Origin of the sequence: Novosphingobium sp. PhB55, assembly GCF_004368805.1 — a bacterium.
In the GTDB taxonomy this organism is placed as follows: domain Bacteria; phylum Pseudomonadota; class Alphaproteobacteria; order Sphingomonadales; family Sphingomonadaceae; genus Novosphingobium.
In genome coordinates this window covers 2,039-3,348 of sequence record NZ_SODQ01000022.1, presented here as the reverse complement: position 1 = coordinate 3,348, position 1,310 = coordinate 2,039, and the positions used below count along the sequence as shown (strand labels likewise).

Genomic DNA, 1,310 nt, shown 5'->3' with positions numbered 1-1,310 from the left:
GATCTGAACCCTAAGCTTCGGTGCATCACTTTAGCCCCGTTACATTTTCGCCGCAGGAACCCTTAATTAGACCAGTGAGCTGTTACGCTTTCTTTAAAGGATGGCTGCTTCTAAGCCAACCTCCTGGTTGTTTTGGGATTCCCACATGCTTTCCCACTTAGTGATGACTTGGGGACCTTAGCTGTAGGTTAGGGCTGTTTCCCTTTTGACGACGGACCTTAGCACCCGCCGTCTGTCTGCCGGATAAGTCTCGTTGGTATTCGGAGTTTGGTTAGTATTGGTAGATCTCGCGACCCCCGCAACCATCCAGTGCTCTACCCCCAACGGCATACATCCGACGCTCTACCTCAATAGATTTCGCGGAGAACCAGCTATTTCCCGGCTTGATTGGCCTTTCACCCCTAAACACAACTCATCCGAGAATTTTTCAACATTCACCGGTTCGGTCCTCCAGTGCGTGTTACCGCACCTTCAACCTGGTCATGCCTAGATCGCCGGGTTTCGGGTCTAATACACCATACTCTGTCGCCCTATTCAGACTCGCTTTCGCTGCGCCTACACCTAACGGCTTAAGCTCGCATGGTACATTAAGTCACTGACCCATTATGCAAGAGGTACGCAGTCACCCCCTAAAGAGGCTCCTACTGCTTGTAAGCATTCGGTTTCAGGTACTGTTTCACTCCCCTCATCGGGGTGCTTTTCACCTTTCCCTCACGGTACTGTGTTCGCTATCGGTCATGTACGAGTATTTAGGCTTGGAGGGTGGTCCCCCCATGTTCAGACAGGATTTCACGTGTCCCGCCCTACTCGAGTCCTTCATCATCGCTTTCGCATACGGGGCTGTCACCCGCTATGGCCACTCTTTCCAAAGTGTTCTGCTAGTTAAAATGAAGGCACTGGCCTGGTCCGCGTTCGCTCGCCACTACTAACGGAATCTCGGTTGATGTCTTTTCCTCCGGGTACTTAGATGTTTCAGTTCCCCGGGTTCGCTTCACCAAGTCTATGTATTCAACCTGATGATACCTTATCCACCTCACTCAATGACTGGTTGCCCATTCATCGAGAGAAATGGTGAAGGTGGGTTTCCCCATTCGGAAATCGCCGGATCAAAGCTTGCTCACAGCTCCCCGACGCTTATCGCAGCGTGCCACGTCCTTCTTCGCCTGTACATGCCAAGGCATCCACCAAATGCTCTTACCTCACGCTTGAGAATCCACACCATCAACGACAACCCTGCATAGAGGCCGCGCTGTTTACAGGTGGGACGATTTATCTCAGCCAGATATATAATGACACGTCGTATGTATTCA

1 rRNA gene (cut by a window edge) is annotated in these 1,310 nt (G+C 51.2%); it reads right to left on the bottom strand.

Annotated elements, in window-relative coordinates:
• Positions 1 to 1,208, bottom strand: a 23S ribosomal RNA gene (locus EDF57_RS25300) (it extends 1,679 nt beyond the left edge of the window).
• Between the last annotated feature and the right edge of the window lie 102 nt (positions 1,209 to 1,310).